Raw genomic sequence first — 20,644 nt, forward strand, 5'->3', positions numbered from 1 at the left:
TTTAGTTGTCGCCCGCCGACTCTGCTGGCGTGCTGGTTTTATGGCCCCCACACTCGTCACGTCCTTCGCCCGTTCGTCCTGAGCTTGTCGAAGGATGCCCCCAAGGATCTGCATTTCCCCTGGGTTTACCGGCGCTACGGTTTCGCGGCTTTGGACAGCATGGCCTTGGCCACGCCACGAAGGATGTGGATTTCCTCGGTACTGAGCTGGGCACGGTTGAACAGCTGGTTCAACCGGGGCATGAGTTTTTTCGGCGATGCCGGGTCCAGGAAACCGATGGCGGCCAGCGCTTCTTCCCAATGCCCGAGCATGCCCGCCACCTCCGCCGCATCCGCCAGCTTGCGCTCGCCGGTGGCCGGTTCCACCGCAAAACCGCCCAGTGCCTCGCGCCAGTCGTAGGCGATCAGCTGCACCGCCGCGCCCAGGTTGAGCGAGCCAAAGTTCGGGTCGGTCGGGATGCTCAGGGCCACGTTGCAGCGGTAAACGTCCTCGTTTTGCATGCCGAAGCGCTCGGAGCCGAATAAAAACGCAATTCCCTCCGGTTTTGAAGCCAAATCGGTGCTTGCCTCCCGTTCCGCCTGCGCAGTCAGCTCCTTTTTTGATAGCAGATTGGCGAAATGAACGCGCGGCGCCAGGGTGGGCGGGCCGAAGTCGCGCGGCGTCATGGCGGTGGCGCACAGGTGCGTCATGCCGTCCAGCGCCTCGTCCAGCGTTTCCACGATGCGGGCGTTCTTCAGCACATCCAGCGCCCCGCTGGCACGCTGTATGGTTTCCTCGCGCCTGAGCACATTGGCCCAGCGCGGCCTCACCAGCACCAGGTCGTCAAAGCCCATGGTTTTCATGGCGCGGGCGGCGGCGCCCACATTGCCGGCATGGCTGGTGCTGATCAGGATAAAACGGGTTTTCATGGGTAAATACCGGATAACCGGCCCGAGCCGGTAAAATGGCGTTATTGTCACCTGCCCTCCGGTTACCGGAACGCAGCCCTCCCGCTCTTTCTTAGTCCTATATGTCCAGCAATCTACACCCCATGCTCAACGTGGCCATCAAGGCTGCGCGCGCCGCCGGCGCCATCATCAACCGTGCTGCACTTGACGTGGAATCGGTCCGCATCTCGGCCAAGCAGACCAACGACTTCGTCACCGAGGTTGATCACGCTGCCGAAACCGCCATCATCGAAACCCTGCTCACGGCCTACCCCGGCCACGGCATCCTGGCTGAAGAGTCGGGCAGCGAGCACGGCGCCAAGGACTCCGAATTCGTGTGGATCATCGACCCGCTGGACGGCACCACCAACTTCATCCACGGCTTTCCCGTCTATTGCGTCAGCATTGCGCTGGCCGTGCGCGGCAAGGTCGAGCAGGCGGTGGTGTACGACCCCACCCGCAACGACATTTACTGCGCCACCAAGGGCCGCGGTGCTTACCTGAACGACCGCCGCATCCGCGTGGCCAAACGTGCCCGCCTGCAGGAATGCCTGGTTTCCACCGGTTTCCCCTACCGCCCCGGCGACAAACTCAAGCCCTACCTCAACATGCTCGGCGAAGTCATGAGCCAGTGTGCCGGTGTGCGCCGCCCTGGTGCCGCCGCGCTGGACCTGGCCTATGTGGCCGCAGGTTACAGCGACGGCTTTTTTGAAAGCGGCCTGCAGCCTTGGGACGTGGCGGCCGGCTCGCTGCTGGTCACGGAGGCTGGTGGCCTGGTCGGCAACTTCACCGGCGAAAGCGAATTCATGGACCAGGGCGAATGTGTCGCCGGCAATCCGCGCATTTACGGCCAGTTGGTGACCACGCTGGCCAAATACAGCAAGTTTGCCGGCGCCGGCGACAAGGCCAGGGTTCGCCATGCCACGCTGGACACGACCCTGAGCGAGACCGATGCGGACGGCAATGCCGCAGCAGCGGCGCAAGCCCCGGCAGCCAAACCCAGGCTGCAGGCCAAGCGCATCCGGGTCGGCAATGCGGCGGCCGCGCCCATCATCGACAACAGGGAACCTGACGCACAGGCCTGAGTGGCCTGAGCCGGTTTAACCGGCTAAAAAAACAGGCGCCTCTGGCGCCTTCGCGGACTGGCGCCGTTTCATTCGCTACAGTGTGGCTGATGTGCTGCCCTGGAATCCGCCTGAAATGAACACTTCGCAAAAACCGGCTACCCCCATGCACAAACGGCTGCATGACCGGGTACAAGGCTGGCTGCAACAGGGCTTGCGTGTGGTCCTCAGCCAGTATGTGGCCAACGGGCTGACCGTCGCACTCGGCCTGGTGCTGGTCATGCTGGCCATCTTCGAGGCCTCGGGGCTGGCCGCCGCGGCCACCGCCTCCGTCGGCGTGATGATCACCAGCCTGCCGGATGTGCCTTCCCCGCGCAAACGCAAGATCATGCAGATGTTGCCCGCTCCCTTGCTGGGCGCGCCGCTGTTTGCGCTGGTGCAACTGGTGCGCCAGGACGAGGTCTTGCTGGGCGTGGTGCTGGTGGCAGGCACCTTCCTGGCCATGATGATGATGGCCTGGGGCAAACGCGGCGGGCCCATCTGCTTCTCATTGCTGTTTTCCCTGCTGTTTTCCATGGCCGCGCCGCCCGCCGGCTCGCTGGAACACATCGCACAGCACACCGGCTGGTTCCTGGCAGGATCGGTACTGTACCTGCTCTGGGCGGTGCTCACCACACATTGGCTGAACCAGCGCTTTCGCACCCAGCTGCTGGCCGAGTGCCTGAGCAGTTTTGCGCAGATCCTGCGAACCCAGGCCCAGCGTTTTGCCGAGCAACCCGACCACCAGGCCCTGCTGGCCAGCATGTTGCAGCAGCAGGCCGCGCTGGCCGACCAGTTGCAAAACACGCGTGATGTGGTGCTGGAGTCGCCCACCACACCAGCGCGCCAGCGACTGGCCGCCATGCTGCTCAGCCTGCTCGAAGCACGCGACCACCAACTGGCCTGCGACCTCGACCTGGACTTCCTGCTGGAGCAAGGCGTAGGCACCACCACCCTGCCCGCACTGCAACACACGCTGGAGGCCACGGCGGACCGCCTGGAGGCGCTGGGCATGTCGCTGCTGCTGGGCAGGACCGGCCACGCGATTGAGCCCATTGCCGACCTGCGCCTGCCGCTGGCCGGCCTGTTGCCACCGCACTCCACCCCGGCAAACCAGCTGGCGCCCGAAGCCCTGAAACTGGAAACGCCCGACAGCGTGGCACTGCTGCACAACATGGCCGACCGCATCGGCCACATCAGCGACGAGGCCGTCAAGATGGCAGCCCTGGCGCGCGGTGACCTGGCACCCGAGCTGGCCGCAGTGCGCACGCAGTGGCAGCTGTTTGTCAGCGCCACCACCTGGTCGTGGAAGCCGCTGCTGGGCGTGCTCGCCTGGCGCGCGCCCATGCTGCGTTACGCCCTGCGTGCCACGCTGGCGGTAGCCGCGGGTTATGTGATCTCCCTGCACCTGCCCTGGGTGGCGCATGACTACTGGATTTTGCTCACCATCGTGGTGGTGATGCGCGGCAACCTGGCGCAAACCGTGCAGCGCCGCAATGCCCGCGTGGCCGGCACCCTGCTCGGTTGCGGCTTCGTCATGGCCATGCTGGCAACCCACCCCGGTGCCCGGACCATCTTCCTGGTGGTGGCGCTGAGCATGGGCCTGGCGCATGCCTTTGCCCTGCGGCGCTACCTCTACACCTCGATTGCGGCCACCGTGTCCGGCCTGTTGCAGGCGCACCTGCTGCTGGTCGGCGTGCAACCCACGTTTGCGGTGGGTGAACGCCTGGCCGACACCCTGCTGGGGGCACTGATCGCCTGGCTCTTCAGTTACGTGCTGCCTGCCTGGGAGCGCAACCAGCTCCCGGGACTGGTGCGGCGCAGCGTGCAGGCACAGGTCAAGCACGCCAGGCTGGCCCTGGCGCTGCTGGGCGGCCCGCAAACCTCGGACCTGGCCTGGCGGCTGGCGCGCCGGGATGCCTACAACAGCCTGTCGGACCTGACCCTGGCCACACAACGCACGCTGGCCGAGCCGCGCCAGGTGCGCCCGCCGCTGGAACCACTGGAAGCCCTGCAGGCACGCAGCTACCAGCTACTGGCCCAGCTCACCGCAGTCAAATCGCTGCTCCTGCTGCACAAACCGCAGCTCGACCTGGCGGTGGCCACTCCCGCACTGGCACTAGCCGCCGAACGCATCGCGGCGGAACTTTCAGACACGGCAGCGCCGCCCCAGACCACTACCCACCCGGTGGCGGGCCAGCCCTACCAGCCCCGGCCCGACCCACTGATGGCAGCCGACCTGACGCCCTGGCTGCTGCGCCGGCTGGACCTGGCCTGCGCCATGGCCAGGGAACTGCGCCTGGCCATGGGCCGGGCGCTCGCCTGAAGTGCAGATAGCATGAATTCGGCCTCATTCGACCAGGCACATGTTGCTCAGGCGGCGGCACGTCCGTCACCCAAAGCCAGCAGCATCTTTAGCACCGCTTCTCTGGCATGGGGCGCACGGCACAGTTGCGCATCGCTTGTCCAGAAAAGGCAGACCGAATAATGCGGCATGCCTTCCACCAGCGACAGGGCCTGTAAACCCAGGCTATCTGGCTCGCGCACCAGCGCAGGGTGTGACACCACACCCATCAGATCGCTGTGCGCTACCAGATTAATCAGCATGGAGTAGTCGGTGCAATGCACGGCGACACGCGGAGTCGCCAGTTTGCGAACGCGGAAGGCCTCCTCGATCACGTTCCCTGGCGTGCCAGGAACACCGGCAACGGCCCATTCCTGCCCTTCAATTTCAGCGAGGGTGCGCGCATTGGCCAGGGGATGCCCTGCACGGCAATACACAAAGGGTTCGCTGGTGTACATCACGTGCTGGTTAAGGCGGCCGTTGCGCAGATTGCGTGGCTGGGGCGCAATCACCAGGTCAAGGTCGCCTTGCAGCAAGCGGGCCAACAAGCCCGGCGCATTGCCCGTATCCAGCCGGAGTGCAGAAGCGGGAGCCAGCGTCCGCATGGTGTCGTAAATGGCCGGACTGTAAAGCAATCCGGCAGCAGGCGCCATGCCTACCCGCAATTCTGTAGCTTGTGAAGCCGCGCTGCCTGAAGGATCAATCTTTTCCATGGCGCGCTGGAGCTCATATCCGGCTTCGGCCACAGCGATAGCCTCAGCGGTCGGGATTTTTCGCTTGCCTTCGCGCTTGAACAGGACAAGTCCAAGTTCCCGCTGCAAGGCATTCATCGCCTGGGTAATGGCTGATTGCGATACCCCGGCGGATGCAGCCGCCTGTTCAAAGCTGCCGCCTGCAATGATCCAGCGCAGATACTCAAGATGGCGGAGTTTCATCCTGTGGTGCCACGCAAGCGGCCATCCTTATGAAGTTCAGTCAGCGGTATCGTAAGTCATCCCGTCTGAGCAACCCGAGGCGCCATCGGATTAACTCCGGGCGGGCAAAACCGTGCCTTCGCACTCGCCAAATCCGATACGGCGAAAACCCTCCCGCTCGCAATGCGCGCGCATGGTGACGCTGTCGCCGTCCTGCAAGAAGATGCGTTGCTCGCCGTTTTTCAAGGTAACTGGATTCCGCCCTCCCGCAGTGCGCTCCAGGAGCGAGCCGGCATTTTCCGGTTCGGGTGCAGATTGCGTGCCCGTGCCAAGCAAGTCGCCAGCGCGCAGATTGCACCCATTCACCGTGTGGTGCGCGATCATCTGGGCGACGCTCCAGTAGGCATCGCGATAATTGCTGCTCGACAACCTTTCGTGCGCAAGGCCGGTCTCACGCATTTTTTCCGTCTGAAGAAAAACCTCCAGGGTGATGTCGAAGGCACCGTGCGCCCGATGCGAGGCGTCATCGAGGTAGGCCAGGGGCTGAGGATCTCCAGCGGGGCGTGTCCATGGTGCATGAAAGGGCGCGAGCGCTTCCATGGTGACAATCCAGGGAGAGATGGTTGACGCAAAATTCTTTGCGAGGAACGGACCGAGTGGCTGATATTCCCAGGCCTGCACATCACGCGCAGACCAGTCGTTCAGCAGAACCAGACCGAACGCATGCTGCTGTGCCCTGGCAATGGGGATTGCGTCTCCAGAGACGTTTCCGATACCGATCATCACACCGAGTTCCAGTTCGTAATCCAGCCTTTGTGTCGGGCGCAATACAGGTGCATCTTCCTGGGGATTTCTGGTCTGGGCCGACGGGCGAAAGAATTTTTGGCCGCTGACGCCAATTGACGAACTGCGTCCGTGGTACGCGATGGGCACCCATTTGTAGTTGGGCAACAGCGGGTTGTCTGGACGAAACAAGGTACCAACAGCAGTAGCGTGGTGGATGCCTGTGTAGAAATCCGTGTAGTCCCGAATCTCGCACGGCAGCTCCAGGGTGGCCTGTGCCATCGGTATCAGCGCGTTCGCCCAGGTCGCCTGCTGGGCACTGCCCAGCCTCAGGCCTTGTGAAATCTTCGAGCGCAAAGCCTGGCGCTCGGAGGCCTCCGCCGACATCAGCGTGTGCATGTCATCGCTGTCTGCAAGACCGGCCGCGCGGAGGTCCAGTATCTGGTCCCCAATGGCCACCCCTATGCGCATTGTTTGTGCCCCGTCTTTGGGGCTGAAGCGGCCAAAGGGCAGGTTCTGGACAGGAAAATCCGTGTCCGCAGCATTGGCTGATGGAACCCAGCTTTGCAGCGATGCGTCGTGTGTGGTGTCTAACATGGTCATTTCAATTCTTGGAGTAGTCGCGCAAACCTTCCCAGCACGCCGCGTAGTCGGGGTCGAGCGTGGAGCTTTTTAGCGCGGTGGAGGTGGGCACAAAGGGGTAGCGGCTTTCGAACATGAACGCGAGCGTGTTCTCGAGTTTCTGGGGCACCAGCGTAGCGCCACGCGCCTTTTCGAAGGCTTCCCCATCCGGGCCATGCGGTACCATGCTGTTGTGAAGGCTGGCGCCACCTGGTTGAAAACCACCAGGCTTGGCGTCGTATTGACCGTAGACCAGCCCCATGAATTCACTCATGATGTTGCGGTGATACCAGGGAGGCCTGAACGTATCCTCTGCCACGAGCCACCGGGGCGGAAATATCACAAAGTCACAGTTGGCGGTGCCTGGCGTGTCACTTGGAGAGGTCAGCACGGTGAAGATGGATGGGTCGGGGTGGTCGAAGCTGATTGAGCCGATGGTCATGAAGTGGTGTGTGTCGTACTTCACGGGCGTCAAATTTCCGTGCCACGCGACAACATTGAAGGGCGAGCTTTGCAACGGTGCAGTCCAGAAAAAACCACCCGATTTTTTCACCAGTTCGTAGGCTGCCTCACCGCCCTCGCAAGCAGCCACTGGCGATAAAAAGTCACGCGCATTTGCCAGGCCGTTGGATCCAATGGGCCCGAGCTCAGGCAGGCGAAACATGGCCCCGTAGTTTTCACAGACGTAACCCCGGGCAGGGCCGTCCGGCAACGTCACCTGGAACGCGACACCCCGGGGAAGAAGCACAATCTCGCCAGGCTTGACGTCCAGCACACCCATTTCCGTACGGATCAGAAGCCGCCCCACCTGCGGCACCACCAGCATTTCACCGTCGTGGTTCACAAAGGCGCGTTTTTCCATCGAGCGGTTGGCGCAATACATCAGCGCGCCCATGCCGGCCTGCATTGCAGCGTTGCCATTGGCGACGAGGGTCGTCATGCCCTCAACAAAATCGGCGGGCACGTCACTGAATGCAGGAGGAGCCCAGCGCAATGGCTCCGGCGGGAGTGCCGTCCGTCCCTCGACGCCGGTACTCCAGAGCGTTTGAACAAAAGGTCTGTATCTCCCCGCGATCACCGATGGCTGTCGCCGGTACAACCAGGATCGACGGTTCTCATGCCGGGGCGCGGTAAAAGCGGTGCCGGACAGAAGCTCCGGATAGAGGTCAAAGGGCGCGAGCTGGGGACTATTTCGGCCTTGGGGAAGTGCCCCGGGGATGGCTTCGGTTGCGAACTCGTTGCCGAAGCCGCTTTGGTATGTCAACGTGGAATCTATTGCTTGTGTCATCGAAATATCGATTCAATCGGAAGAGGCTTTGCAGCCCGTATTTACAGGGCCAGAACAATTCGCTCGCCACGCGCCCGCGAGCAGCATGCCATCATGCGGTTTTGCCCTGCTCGCTCAGACGGCGTCAGCACCATATCGCGGTGATCTATTTGTCCGGCAACTACCCTGACTTCGCAGGAGCCGCACAGGCCTTCCTCGCAATCGCTTTGCACGTCTATATTCGCTTTACGCAGTGCCATCAATATAGTCTGGTCCGCAGCAACGGGCAACACCAGCCCAGAGTCACGCAATTCAATTTCGAAGGCGTTTTCCCTGGACGGATCCAGCGCCTGCAAGGTAGAAACGAAGTGCTCAATATGGAGTGCGCCCGCAGGCCAGTGGCTGGTGGCCGATTCAAGCGCCTGAAGCATGCGCACCGGGCCGCACGCATAAATTTGTGTCCCTTCTTCCGGGGACGCCAGAAGGGCCGGGATGTCATTGCGTTGCCCCTCTTCGCCCGAATAGACGTGCAGTTGCTCACCATGCAAGTCTCTCAGGTCATCAAGAAAGGGCATGCTCGCGCGACTGCGGCCGCTGTAGTGCAACGTGTAATCCAGCCCCAGTGCCCTGGCACGGCGAGCCATGGCGCTCACCGGGGTGATGCCGATTCCACCTGCAACAAAAATAATTCGCCGGCACTTCTCGTCCATGTGAAAGTGGTTGCGAGGCCCGCGAACGCGAACGCTATCGCCCGCACTTAGGTTGCCGTGAACCCATTGGGACCCGCCACGCCCCAAAGCCTCACGAAGCACGGCCACTTCCAGTACCGAGGTATCTTCCGGATCCCCACAAAGCGAATACTGGCGCGAGCGCTCGGGCGACCCACACTCCATGTCGATATGTGCGCCCGGCGTCCAGCGCGGCAGGGGTTTGCCATGGGGATCCGCCAGGCGCAGCTGAACAACATCGTCAGCCACCGGCGTCACCCGCTCAACAAGCAATGTGCGTGTCATGGAATGCCGTGACGGCTCACCTATGCGCACCGGCAAACGGGCCTGCAAAAGAGTTCTGTCTTTGCGTTCAGGGTTCTGCGCCGTATCCCATTCCACCAACAAATTCTCTGGCCCTCGAAAGGACGTGTTTGGCAGATAGCTGAAGCGCTGCGGCGAGAGTTTCATGTGAGGCAGACGGCGCGTGAATTCTTCCAGGAAAATCTGCATTTCCATGCGCGCCAGGTTCTTGCCCATGCACTGGTGGGCGCCATAACCGAAAGTAAGGTGATCGCTGGCGTTGTCGCGGCGGATATCCACCATGTCGGCATCAGAGAAGTGGCGTTCATCATGATTTGCCGAGGAAGTCACGATCAGGAGTTTGGATCCGGCCGGGATTTTGACGGCGCCAACCTCGGCATCTTTGGTAGCAATGCGCCGCCAGGCGGCAACTGAGCCGTTGTGGCGCAGGCATTCCTCAACGGCATTGGGGATCAGGCTGGGATCGGCACATATCTCCTGCCAAACCTGCGGGTTCTCAAGAAGCAGCTTGATGGCATTGGCGGATGCATTGGCAGTCGTCTCGTGGGCCGCCACGATTCCCGCCATCATCATCGAGTGGAGGTAGGAGTCCGTCACGATGTCCGGATGTTCCTTTTGCTTGCGAAGGCCATATTGCATCCAGCCTGAAGCGTCGGGATCGAGCCGCATCTTGTCCAGCACCTTGCCCGCGAACTGCCAGAAATTCCCAACGGCGTGCGCAACTTCGACCTGTTCCTCGACCTTGGGCCGCCCCCAGGTATTGACCGTGTGCGCGATCGAGTATTTCCGCAGTGTGTCCATATCCTCCTCTGGCACACCAAGAAAATGCAAGGCTACGGTAAGCGGCACTTCCCACAGGATTTGCTCTACCAGGTCGGCCTTGCCGTCGTCGATAAACCGGTCTACATACTCGCGCACGAGCTGGCGCACCATGGGCTCGTGATGCGCGAGTTCTTCAGGGGTGAAAGGGTCCATCAACAGCCGCCGGCGCGGCATGTGCGCCGGCTCGTCTTCATTGACCAGCGTGCGCGACATGCCGTATTTGTATGAGTCCAGCACCGCATTGGCTTCAGGACCAGTCGGCGTAATCTTCTCCAGTGCTATGGATGGGCTGAAGGTGATGTTGTCGCGAAAGATCGCCTTGATATCCTCATAGCGGCTCACAACCCAGTAGCCAAGACGAGGACTGTAAAACACAGGCTCCTGATCCCTTGCCCAGCGCAGATAGTCGGGGGGATCCTGCTGGTATTCGTCTTCAAAGGGATCAAATGCCGCAGCGCGCTTGCTGACAGGGCAGCCCGTTGGCGACTGTTCCCCTGTCAATAAGGTGTGGTCAAAAGGGCACCCGCGCTCGGGTGTAGAGGCTTGGTCAGTAGACATGATTCTTCCCATGCATGTCAGGCCAGCCGCGTGGGTCGCGGGCTGGTTTCGGAATGCTCCAGAACCTGCTGGATGAGTTGCAGCAATAACGATTCACGCAATGGCCTGGAATCGATTTCATCCCAAAGGTTTTGTGTCTCGTCGGGGTCGCTGCGAAGGTCATAGAGTTCACCCCATTCACCTTCTGCGAATACGCTCAGGCGGTGTGTGGCTGTCACCAGTGTTCGTACACGCACGGGGTGTTCAAAGCCCAGGTAGGCGCGCTGCTGGTTTTCCTCTATCAATACTGCGCTGCGTTGCGAGGAGCATCCTGTGCCGCCCACGTCAAACAGGGCCTTTCCCTGCATGCCATTGGGCGCCGCAATACTCGCACGCCTCAGGATGGATGCCGGCAGGTCAATCGAGCTGACGAGGTCCTCCCTCACGCCACCCTTTTCGCCGGCAGGCGCTTGCGGATCACGCCAGATGAAAGGCACACGGACCAGGCCTTGATAATGGATTGGCCCCTTGAGCATCAGGCCGTGATCACCCATGAGATCGCCATGGTCAGAGGTAAAAATGACGACAGTGTTGGCATCTGCGCCGCAATCCTTTAGCGTCTGCATCACCATGCCGATACGATCATCGATGTTTGAAATCATCCCGTAGGTGAGCGCAATAATTTCCTGTATTTCCCGCGTGTTCGATGCAAACATGCGCGGCGTCTCCAGCTTTGCGCGACCGGCTTCGCGTTCTTCCTGCAACCACCGTACATGGCCTGGCTCGACGCTTCCCGGACGCGCAGTGGGCGGCAAGGTGATATCCGAGGGCTTGTACATATCCCAGTACTTTCCGGGCGGTGTCCAGGGATGATGGGGGTCAGGAAACGAGCACACCAGCGCAAAAGGTTGATCAGGACGGTTGGCGTGGTGCTCCCGCAACCACTCGCAGCCCTGCTCCGCTATGAAATGGGTGGGATATTGAAACTCGGTCAGGGCGGTATGCCAGGCCTGCGGCGCAACATACGCCGGATCACGAACGCCATGCTCACGCCCTACCCTGGAGGCCACCGAGGGATGCTCGCGCTGAAGCCAGCGTGAGTAGTCCCCGAAACATTCGTCGGCATGGTGGTTGCACAGCACAACGTCCTGGAAACCGTAGTAAGGCAGTTCCAGGTGGTGATCGGGGGTTTCCCAACTCGAACGCAATTCCTGCTCGTAGTTTGAAGACTTGATCGAACGTGTTGTCGCCTCGGGGTAGCGTGCCGACTGGCGCAGGTTCTGCACTGCGGTTGTGGGGGGCAGCGCTGGAGGGGTGTCCTCCATGTTCTGGAGGTGACTCTTGCCGATAAGCGCTGTGTGATACCCGAACTCTGCAAGCAGCGCGGGGAAAGTCACCGACTCCAGCGGCAGCGGCGTGCCGTTGCCCCTGGCGCCATGGAGCGACGGGATTCGCCCGGTCAACATTGAGCCACGGTTTGGCGTGCACACCGGATTGTTGACGTAGGCGCGATTGAAGCGCGTTCCCTGCTCGGCGAGCGCATCGATATGCGGTGTGCGCAGCACGGGGTTACCCGCGCATCCCAGGTGGTCGGCGCGCTGCTGGTCGGTAACAAAAATCAGGAAGTTAGGCGACATAGCCGGTCACTCGGTGGTGATTTTTTTGCTCTTGATCAGACCTGCCCAACGGGCGTGATCCCTGGCAATCCAGTTCGCGACGGTTGCGCCGTCTTTGTCGAGCACATCAGCTCCTTGTGCTGCGATGGCTGCGCGCAACTCCGGATCAGCCATGGCTGTTTTCATGGCTTGAACCAGTTTGGCTTGAATGGCTTGCGGCACCTGAGCCGGCGCTACAACGGCCCACCACACCGCCGTTTCATCTCCCATGCCGCGAATGCCCGCTTCCGCAAACGTAGGCACCTGCGGAAGGCTTGGTGAGCGCTTGTTCCCGGTGATTGCAATCACGGCCATCTGGGGGCGGGATGCCTGCTGGAGAGCGACAGGCGTGCCGACAAACATGAGGTTTGTCTGCCCACCCAGCAGGTCTGCCATTGCGGGACCCGCTCCCCTGTATGGCACATGCAGAAGTTTCACCCCGGTTGCGTTCTCAAACAATGCCGCAACAAGGTGCGTGGGCGTTCCATTGCCCGCCGAACCAAAGGAAATGCGCCCTGGATTGGCTTTTGCCTGTGCAAGCAGGGATGGCAAGTCGGTGATGCCGGAAGCCTTGTTCGCAATCAATACATTGGATTGACCTGCCACTGACCCAATGGGCACAAAATCCCGTTTCGTCTCGTAGCCCGCTTTGGTCATCATCTGGGGCAGCAATGCCAGCTGGCCGTCGCCGGCAAACATCAGCGTGTAGCCGTCCGGGTCTGACCGGGCCACGGCCTGGGCGCCAATCGCCCCGCCACCGCCACCTTTGTTATCAACAATGACCGAAGTGCCAAGCGCTTTCCCGAAAGCGGTTGCAAAAATACGGGCAAGGATGTCGGTAGGCCCGCCCGCCGCAAACCCCACCACCAGTTTGACGGGCTTGTCGGGATAATTCTGGGCCTGGGCCGAAAACGGAAGGACCGGCAGCGCAGTGACCACTGCAGCTAACAAAAGGCGACGTGAAAGGCTTTTCATGGCGGTGTCTCTAAAAAGTTGGGTGATGGCAAATTGTGCTGATGAAGGGTGCCAGCCCGCAAGGCGACGGCGCCGAAAAACATAAGGTTTTCTTATGTGATCTCTGATTGAGAAAAAGTGACTCCTTTTGGCCCTGGCATCGCCTCTTGCAAGGAATTCAGCCAGCGTGTTGTCCCCGTAGTTACCAGCACGTCGCGGTGTGCGTCACATACAAGATAATTGGGAGCAGAGCATGGCCCCCAGGCCTCGTATTTCCTGTCCGGTTCGCATGCCTTCGGCAGCGTCATCTTTGAGATGAGGTCTGTCGTTAGGGTGGCCTTCAGGTGTGGATCTTTCCCCGATTGAGCTTCAGCCCTGGCATTTCGCCAAAAGAAGTCTGGATTACCGATCGATTTACCGTTTTGACGGCTTTCAGGCTCTTTGGGCAGACCGATGGGGCAAATTGCAGATCATCAGAGGGCGATAGAGAGTGATAAACCGGAGCGTAAAGTGTTGAAAAATATAGAGAAAACCGACATTCCCCAGAGGGAGGGTGCCGATTTTTCAAAACATACCCCGATGATGACCCAGTACCTGGGCATCAAGGCAGAGTACCCCGACACCCTGGTTTTCTACCGCATGGGCGACTTCTATGAGGTCTTTTTTGCCGATGCTGAAAAAGCCGCGCGCCTGCTCGACATCACGTTGACACGGCGCGGCCAGTCGGCGGGCGAGCCGGTGGTCATGGCCGGTGTGCCCTTTCATTCCCTGGAAGGCTACCTGGCCAAACTCATCAAGCTGGGTGAGTCAGTCGCCATCTGCGAACAGGTCGGCGACGTGGCCACCAGCAAGGGCCCGGTCGAACGCAAGGTGGTACGGGTCGTCACGCCCGGCACGCTGACCGACACCGAACTGCTGAGCGACAAGACCGAATCCATTTTGCTGGCCGTGCACCAGGGCGCACGCAACACCTGTGGCCTGGCCTGGCTCAGCGTCACGCAGGGTGAGATCAACCTGGCCCATTGCGCCAGCGAGGAGCTGGAAATGTGGATGGCGCGCATTGCGCCCAGCGAGCTGCTTTACAACGTCGATGTCACGCCGGCCTTTGAGCAGCGCCTCAAAACCCAGCGCTGCGCCGTCAGCGCCCGCCCGGCCTGGCAGTTTGACGCTGCCCTGGGCGCGCGCCGCCTGCTGGACCAGCTCAAGGTCGCCTCGCTTGCATCGTGGAATGCCGAAGACCTGAAAGAGGCGCATGCCGCGGCGTCCGCCTTGCTGGGTTACGCCGAACACACGCAAGGCCGGGCGCTGACCCATGTGCGGGGCCTGCAGGTGGTGCGCTCGGGCGAACTGATTGAACTGCCGCCCACCACGCGGCGCAACCTCGAACTCACGCAAACGCTGCGCGGCGAGGACTCACCCACGCTGTTCTCACTGCTCGACAGCTGCACCACCGGCATGGGCAGCCGCGCCCTGAAAAGCTGGCTGCTGAGCCCGCGCCGCGACCGCGCCCAAGCTGCGTCGCGGCTGGAAGCCATCACGCATTTGCGCGGCGGCCTGCAGCAGACCCTGCGCGGCCAGCTCAAGGGCAGCAGCGATGTGGAGCGCATCACCGCCCGCATCGCACTGCGCCAGGTGCGCCCGCGCGAGCTTGTGGCGCTGCAACTGACGCTACAAAAAGCAGAGCTGCTTGCGCCCATCCAGCATGGGCTACCGGCACTTTTGACCAATATTTTTGGTGATTTGCAGCCACCCGAGGGTTGCGCGGCGCTGCTCAAACGTTATGTGCTGGACGAGCCCGCCGCGCTGATCCGCGACGGCGGCGTCATCAACCACGGCTGTGATGCCGACCTGGACGAGCTGCGCGCCATACAGACCAACTGCGATGCGTTTTTGCTGGACCTCGAAGGCCGCGAAAAAGCCCGCACCGGCATTGCCAACCTGCGCGTGCAATTCAACAAGGTGCACGGTTTTTATATCGAAGTCACGCAGGGCCAGCTGGACAAGGTGCCCGACGACTACCGCCGCCGCCAGACCCTGAAAAACGCCGAGCGCTACATCACGCCCGAACTCAAGACCTTTGAAGACAAGGCCCTGTCGGCGCAGGAGCGCGCTTTGGCACGCGAGAAGTGGCTGTATGAACAACTGCTGGACCAGTTGCAGGATTTCATTCCGGCGCTCAGCCGGCTGGCGCGCGCGCTGGCTGCGCTGGATGCGCTGTGCGCACTGGCCGAGCGCTCGCTCACATTGAACTGGGCGGCACCGGTGTTCGTCAAGGAACCCTGCATAGACATCTCGCAAGGCCGGCACCCTGTGGTGGAAGCGCGGCTGGCCGAGCTAGGTGCCGGCTCCTTCATTGCCAACGACTGCAGCATGACAGGCAGGAGCCGCATGCAGGTCATCACCGGCCCCAACATGGGTGGTAAATCGACCTATATGCGCCAGGTGGCGCTGATCGTATTGTTGGCCAGCGTGGGCTCTTACGTGCCCGCCGCCAGTTGCCGGCTCGGGCCGATTGATGCCATCCACACCCGCATAGGCGCGGCCGATGACGTGGCCAATGCGCAGTCCACCTTCATGCTGGAGATGACCGAGGCCGCGCAAATCCTGCACGCAGCCACACCGCATTCGCTGGTGCTGATGGACGAGATCGGGCGGGGCACCTCCACCTTTGACGGCCTGGCGCTGGCCGGCGGCATTGCGGCCTACCTGCACAACAAGACACAGGCCTTCACGCTGTTTGCCACGCATTACTTCGAGCTGACCGAATTCCCGGCACAGCACCATGGCGCCATCAACGTGCATGTGAGCGCCGTCGAGTCCGGCGCCGACATCGTGTTTCTGCACCACATCGAGCCCGGCCCCGCCAGCAAGAGTTACGGTATTGCCGTGGCCAAACTCGCAGGTGTCCCCGCCGCCGTCGTCAACCATGCGCGCCACGCGCTCAATGCGCTGGAAGCGCACCAGACTGAGGCCCGCGCCCAGGTCGACCTGTTTGCAGCGCCGCCCGAAGCGCCCGCCATGGAGCAAAGCGCAGTTGACAAGACATTGGCTACCATTGATCCTGATGCCCTGAGCCCGCGTGAAGCACTGGATGCGCTTTACCGGCTGAAAAAGCTCTCGACCCAGACCTGACCCCTCTTACCCACACCATCTATGACTTACTGCGTTGCCATCAAACTGAATGCCGGGCTGGTATTCCTGTCCGATTCGCGTACCAACGCGGGGCTGGACCAGATCAGCACCTTCCGCAAGATGATCATTTATGAAAAGCAGGGCGACCGCTTCATGGTGCTGCTGTCGGCCGGCAACCTGTCCATTTCGCAGTCGGTGCGGGAAATCCTGCAGGTCGAGCAGGTCAAGGATGCGGACGGCGGCCCGCCCATCACCATCTGGAATGCCAAAAGCATGTTTGAGGCGGCGCGCGTGCTGGGTTCGGCGATACGCCGTGTGCATGAGCGCGATGCAGAGGACCTGAAAAACTCCGGCGTCGACTTCAACGTCTCATTGATCTTCGGCGGACAGATCAAGGGCGAAGGCATGCGCCTGTTCCAGGTCTATTCAGCCGGCAACTTCATAGAGGCGACGCTGGAGACGCCTTACTTCCAGGTCGGCGAATCCAAATACGGAAAACCGGTGCTGGACCGCGTCATCACGCCCGACACGCCGCTGGACGAAGCCGCCAAATGCGCGCTGGTGTCCATGGACTCGACGCTCAAGTCCAACCTGTCCGTGGGACTGCCGCTGGACATGGTGCTGTATGAGGTGGGCACATTCAAAAGCGACAAGCTGGTCTGCATAGACTACGACAACCCCTACTTCCGCATGCTGCACGACAACTGGGGCAAAAAACTGCGCGAGGTCTTTGACAGCATTGAAGACCCGACCTGGGATGGCGGCGAAACGCAAGTGCCGCTGATGACCCCGCTGACGCGCAACCAGCCCCTTAAAAAAATTACCTCCCCCGAAGAAAAACTGATCTAGCCCGTGCCCAACGCATCCCCCTCCGCCAAACCCCTCATCATCTTTTCCCACGGCAACAGCTTCCCGGCCAGCACCTACGGCGTCCTGTTTCGCAACCTGCAAACGCGCGGTTATGCCGTCAAGGCCGTTGAAAAATTCGGCCACGACCCCGCCTATCCCGTCACCAGCAACTGGCCGCACCTGGTGCAGCAACTCGCCGACTTCACGGCCAAGCAGGTTGAAAAATCGGGCCAGCCGGCGTTTCTGGTGGGCCATTCACTGGGCGGCTTTTTAAGCCTGATGTGCGCCGCCCGCCATCCCGCGCTGGGCGGCCAGCCGGTGCGCGGCGTGCTCTTGCTGGACTCGCCCGTGCTGGGCGGCTGGCGCGCCGCAGCGCTCAGCGTGGCCAAACGTGCACGGCTGGTCGGCTCAGTGTCGCCAGGCGCCATCAGCCGCAAACGCAAAAACCAGTGGCTGGGCAAGGACGAGGTGTTTGCACATTTCCGCAGCAAAAAGGCGTTTGCGCTGTGGGACGAAGAAGTGCTGCGCGACTACATCGAGCATGGCACCCACGATGGAGAAGGCCAGCGGCTGCTCAGCTTTGACCGCAACGTGGAAACCGCCATTTACAACACCCTGCCCGACAACCTGGACCGACTGCTCAGGCGCCACCCGGTCAAATGCCCGGTGGCCTTTATCGGCGGGCGCCAGTCGGTCGAGATGAAACAGGTCGGCATGGCCATGACCGAAAAAGTCACCAAGGGCCGCATCATGATGCTCGACGGCAGCCACCTGTTCCCCATGGAAAAGCCGGCCGCCACGGCAGCCGCCGTCGAAGCCGCATTGCTTAACATGGGCCATTGATGCGTTCTTGAGCGGCGGGCAACGCTAAACTAACAAAAAAACCGCTAGGCGCTGCCGCGCTGTGATGGCTCTGTTGCTTCCGAGGAGGATTTTCATGGCTGCACCTTTCATCGTCACCACGCTTGTGACGTTTGTCGCATGGGCCTTCGCGGCCATGCTGTCCCACAGCTTGAGCGATGCCGCCACCCTCAGCACCTCGGTCTGGCTGGCAACCGGCATCACCTTTGGCGCGCTGCTCGTGGTCAAGGCGCCCAGGCGCCCTGCAGTGCTGCTGGGCGCCGCTGTCGCCACCATGCTGCTGGGCCTTCTTGACGGCCTGAGTGTTTTGCAGGCCCTCGGCTTCGGCCTCAACGAGGTACTGTCGGCCGGGCTGGGCGCATGGCTTGCCCAGCGGCTGCGCGCGGCGGGACCCGACGGGTGGGCCGAGCCCGGCAAAGCCTATGTCGGCCTGCTGCTGGGAGCCTTGTTGACGGCGGCCCTGGGTGCCAGCGTGGCGCTGATGCTCTGGAACTGGGTACTGCCGGAGCAGGTCGAGCTGGCAACCGAATGGCGTGTCTGGTTTTGCACCACCGTCGTCGGCATACTGCTGATCACCCCGCTGATTCTTTCATTCGCGGGTTTTCGCATCAAACGCTCGGGCGGCATGGGCACCGGGCAGTTCCTGGCCGGCGCCGGTACTTTCCTGATGTTTTTTGTGGTCGCCACACTGATCTTTTCAAGCGATGTGTCCGACCGCTTTGGCGCCTCGCTAGGCCCCACGCTCACCTACCTGCCGCTGCCCTTCATCGTGGTGACGGCCATTCTCTGGAAGGAGCGCGGCGCCACACTGGCCACGCTCGTCGCAGCCCTGGCCCTGATCGCCTGGACCAATGCGGGCGGTGGCCCGTTTTCGGAAATCGAGGGATTCAAGGGCGAAGCCGTGATCGAGGTGCAGGGTTACGTCGCCGTGATGGCCCTGCTGGTCGGCGTGGTCAACGCGCTGGGCGCCACGGCGGCACAGGCCCTGGCGGACGCACAGGACTGGCGCACACGCTACCGGCAGGTGCTGGACTCCAACCGCACGGTGGTGGTCAATTTTGATGCCCTGACGGGACAGGCCCGATGGGGCGAAGGCGCCAGCGAGTTGATGCGTACCGATGCCGCCAACCTGATGACCGTGCACGATTTCATTGCCCACGCCGATCCTGCCGAACAGCCCGCACTGCTGGCCGACTGGCGCGACCTGACGCAAGGCCAGCGCGACCATGCGCTCTGGAAAAACACCCTGCGCTGGCGCGATGGCAAGGCGGTCAGCACGGACACCCGCCTCTCGGGTGTGCGCGGCGCAGACGGCCGGGTGGAGCAGGTCGCGGCGTTGCTTGAGGTCGAGGCACCCCATGGCAGCTGAAGCCCTGCCCGTGCCTGGCACCCCGCCCGCCGTTTTCCTGATCCACGGCCTGGGCGGTACGCAGTACGACCTGGGCTCCATGCACAGGCGGCTGAAAAATGCCGGTTTTGTCACGCATTCGCTCACCCTGCCCGGGCACGGCACCACGCCGGAAGACCTGGTCAAGGTCACCGCCGAACAATGGATGGAAGCGGTGACTGCCAAGTACCACGAAGTGGCTGCCCAGCATGAGACCTTTCACATCATGGGCATGTGCATGGGCGCGCTGCTCGCCACCGAGCTCGCCAAACGCCAACGCCACACACGTGGCCGGCTGATTGTTCTGGCCCCGCCGATTTTTTTCGATGGCTGGGCAACCGCCTGGTACACACCACTGCGCCATCTGGTGTATTACCTGCCGGGAGCGCCCGCCCGCATGAAGATAGAGGAAGAAGACCCCTTCGGCATCAAGAACGAGCAGTTGCGCGCCATCGTCAAGGCCAAGTTCGCGCGCGGCGAAAACTTTCATTACCGCTGGGTGCCGCTGGCCTGCATCAGGCAGGTGGACCGGCTGCGCGGCTGGGTCATGAAGGGGCTCAAAGGCATGGCCAGCGAAACGCTGGTGATCCACGCCCGGGAAGACGAACTCACCAGCCTCAACTCGGCCAACTACCTGGTCGAGCAGATTGGCGGCGCCAGGGCACGCATGGTGGTGCTTGAAAACAGTTACCACATGATTTGCGTGGACAACGACCGCGAGCAGGTCGCGCGCTGCGTGCTGGAGTTCTTTGGCGCCAGCAGCACCGCCTCACTGGGCATGGCGGTTGACGACGCAAAGATGAGCCCCGATGCCCTGCTGGCCTTTGCCCAGGAATTGCGCAGCGCGCTGGAGGCCGGCGACTTTGCCGGCCTGTATGCCAAAGGCAGCGCCGACATGGCCTGGTTCCAGCCCGGCAACAACAGTGCCAGCGGCGTGTACCGCGGCTCCAGGGGGCTGGTCAAGCTGCAGCAGTGGGCCCAGGGCCAGGCCAGGTTCAGCGCCTTTGGCCAGCCGGTCTTCAACGCCGGCGTGGCCGTGTGGCCGGCCACATTGACTGCGGGCAGCCTGCTCTCGCAAGGCGTGCTTGCCTTTGCGGTGCGCTCTGGCCGCCTGCTGGAGGCGCGCTGGTTTCCGGATGACGTAACACTCGAAGACGCCCATTTCGGCCTGCCGCTGGCCGCAACAGGGCCCAGCGAGGCAGAACGTGCCTTTGAAGCAGCGGGCGTGGCCGTCAAGACCCTGGCCAAACCGCCCGGCGACGATGCACTGCTGGCGCTTTACGCCCTGTACAAGCAGGCAACGGCAGGTGATGTCACGGGTGAGCGACCCGGCTTGATGGACATGGTCGGCCGCGCCAAATACGATGCCTGGGCCAAGCGCAAGGGCGAGGCCCGCGAGACGGCGATGGCGGCCTATACCGAGCTGGTGCAAAAACTCCAGCAGGCCTGACTTCGCCG

Annotated in this window: 14 protein-coding genes; 7 read left to right on the forward strand and 7 right to left on the reverse strand. The window is 62.0% G+C overall.

Translation table 11 applies throughout. The features are described from left to right. Window positions 1-134 precede the first annotated feature (134 nt). Window positions 135-908 carry an RNA methyltransferase gene (locus ACFQND_RS23130; RefSeq protein ID WP_371439889.1) on the reverse strand — a complete coding sequence of 258 codons (774 nt, stop codon included), beginning with the start codon at window positions 906-908 and terminating at the stop codon, window positions 135-137. Window positions 909-1,009: 101 nt separating this feature from the next. Between ACFQND_RS23130 and ACFQND_RS23135 the strand changes: the two genes are divergently transcribed. Together ACFQND_RS23135 and ACFQND_RS23140 are read left to right on the forward strand one after the other, a co-directional pair. Next, window positions 1,010-2,011: an inositol monophosphatase family protein gene (locus tag ACFQND_RS23135; protein ID WP_371439890.1), complete on the forward strand. Its 1,002-nt coding sequence runs from the start codon at window positions 1,010-1,012 to the stop codon at window positions 2,009-2,011. 115 nt (window positions 2,012-2,126) lie between these two features. Further along, window positions 2,127-4,355, forward strand: coding sequence for an FUSC family protein (locus ACFQND_RS23140; protein WP_371439891.1), 2,229 nt, complete (start codon window positions 2,127-2,129; stop codon window positions 4,353-4,355). A gap of 47 nt (window positions 4,356-4,402) precedes the next feature. Here ACFQND_RS23140 and ACFQND_RS23145 read toward each other — a convergent pair whose 3' ends face one another. From ACFQND_RS23145 to ACFQND_RS23170, 6 genes are all read right to left on the reverse strand, one after another. Next, window positions 4,403-5,308 (reverse strand): LysR family transcriptional regulator, encoded by a 906-nt coding sequence (locus ACFQND_RS23145; protein WP_371439892.1) that lies wholly within the window; start codon window positions 5,306-5,308, stop codon window positions 4,403-4,405. A gap of 90 nt (window positions 5,309-5,398) precedes the next feature. Beyond that, window positions 5,399-6,673 (reverse strand): fumarylacetoacetase, encoded by a 1,275-nt coding sequence (gene fahA, locus ACFQND_RS23150; RefSeq protein WP_371439893.1) that lies wholly within the window; start codon window positions 6,671-6,673, stop codon window positions 5,399-5,401. Window position 6,674: 1 nt separating this feature from the next. Next, window positions 6,675-7,979, reverse strand: a complete 1,305-nt coding sequence (gene hmgA, locus ACFQND_RS23155) for a homogentisate 1,2-dioxygenase (RefSeq protein ID WP_371439894.1) — start codon at window positions 7,977-7,979, stop codon at window positions 6,675-6,677. Between the two features lie 41 nt (window positions 7,980-8,020). Beyond that, window positions 8,021-10,369, reverse strand: a complete 2,349-nt coding sequence (locus tag ACFQND_RS23160) for a cytochrome P450/oxidoreductase (protein ID WP_377414658.1) — start codon at window positions 10,367-10,369, stop codon at window positions 8,021-8,023. Window positions 10,370-10,386: 17 nt separating this feature from the next. Further along, on the reverse strand, window positions 10,387-11,985 hold the full coding sequence (locus ACFQND_RS23165) for a sulfatase family protein (protein WP_371439896.1): 1,599 nt from the start codon (window positions 11,983-11,985) through the stop codon (window positions 10,387-10,389). Window positions 11,986-11,991: 6 nt separating this feature from the next. Beyond that, window positions 11,992-12,978 carry a Bug family tripartite tricarboxylate transporter substrate binding protein gene (locus ACFQND_RS23170; RefSeq protein WP_371439897.1) on the reverse strand — a complete coding sequence of 329 codons (987 nt, stop codon included), beginning with the start codon at window positions 12,976-12,978 and terminating at the stop codon, window positions 11,992-11,994. A 558-nt stretch (window positions 12,979-13,536) separates the two neighbouring features. Here ACFQND_RS23170 and mutS point away from each other — a divergent pair. The 5 genes from mutS (at window position 13,537) to ACFQND_RS23195 (ending at window position 20,636) form a co-directional block, all read left to right on the forward strand. Beyond that, window positions 13,537-16,089, forward strand: a complete 2,553-nt coding sequence (gene mutS / locus ACFQND_RS23175) for a DNA mismatch repair protein MutS (RefSeq protein WP_371440083.1) — start codon at window positions 13,537-13,539, stop codon at window positions 16,087-16,089. Window positions 16,090-16,110: 21 nt separating this feature from the next. Further along, entirely contained in the window at window positions 16,111-16,938 is an 828-nt protein-coding gene (locus ACFQND_RS23180) for a peptidase (protein ID WP_371439898.1), read from the forward strand. Window positions 16,939-16,941: 3 nt separating this feature from the next. After that, window positions 16,942-17,781 (forward strand): alpha/beta hydrolase, encoded by an 840-nt coding sequence (locus tag ACFQND_RS23185; RefSeq protein WP_371439899.1) that lies wholly within the window; start codon window positions 16,942-16,944, stop codon window positions 17,779-17,781. A 94-nt stretch (window positions 17,782-17,875) separates the two neighbouring features. Continuing rightward, complete coding sequence (locus tag ACFQND_RS23190; protein ID WP_371439900.1) at window positions 17,876-19,168, forward strand: MASE1 domain-containing protein; 1,293 nt, start codon at window positions 17,876-17,878, stop codon at window positions 19,166-19,168. Next, window positions 19,158-20,636, forward strand: a complete 1,479-nt coding sequence (locus ACFQND_RS23195; RefSeq protein WP_371439901.1) for an acyl-CoA-binding protein — start codon at window positions 19,158-19,160, stop codon at window positions 20,634-20,636. Before ACFQND_RS23190 ends, ACFQND_RS23195 begins: the two co-directional genes overlap by 11 nt. Window positions 20,637-20,644: the final 8 nt, after the last annotated feature.

It is taken from the genome of Polaromonas aquatica, assembly GCF_042659145.1.
In the GTDB taxonomy this organism is placed as follows: domain Bacteria; phylum Pseudomonadota; class Gammaproteobacteria; order Burkholderiales; family Burkholderiaceae_C; genus Polaromonas; species Polaromonas aquatica.